The organism is Neptuniibacter marinus (assembly GCF_001597725.1).
Classification (GTDB): Bacteria; Pseudomonadota; Gammaproteobacteria; order Pseudomonadales; family Balneatricaceae; genus Neptuniibacter; species Neptuniibacter marinus.
Genome location: NZ_LUTR01000080.1, coordinates 1 through 265, shown reverse-complemented (window position 1 = coordinate 265; position 265 = coordinate 1). Strand labels below are relative to the sequence as shown.

Annotated in this window: 1 protein-coding gene; it reads right to left on the bottom strand. The window is 49.1% G+C overall.

Annotation, left to right across the window (positions count from 1 at the left end; genetic code table 11):
- Positions 1–265, bottom strand: a 265-nt coding sequence (locus A3774_RS16855) for an aminotransferase class I/II-fold pyridoxal phosphate-dependent enzyme (protein WP_331709322.1), incomplete at both ends; no start/stop codon positions are given.

Sequence of the window (265 nt, the reverse complement as noted above, 5' to 3'; positions counted from 1 at the left end):
AAAGCGAGAAACAAAGCAGGCTGGCAGCCAGAAGTAATGCATAAGTCGTCAGGTGTTAACTGCGTTTCTCGCTGCCGATATAAGTCCGCAATGGCTTGACGCAATCCCACATGACCTTTGGGTTCATCGTAATAATGGGCTTTTTGTTCTGGATGAGTGCGAGAAGCTTTGCCAATCATGCGATTCAGTGTCACTAGATGTTGTGCCACGGGCACGGGGCCATCCGTTGGCAATATGTCGAACGCGGCACTTCGAGACATAATAT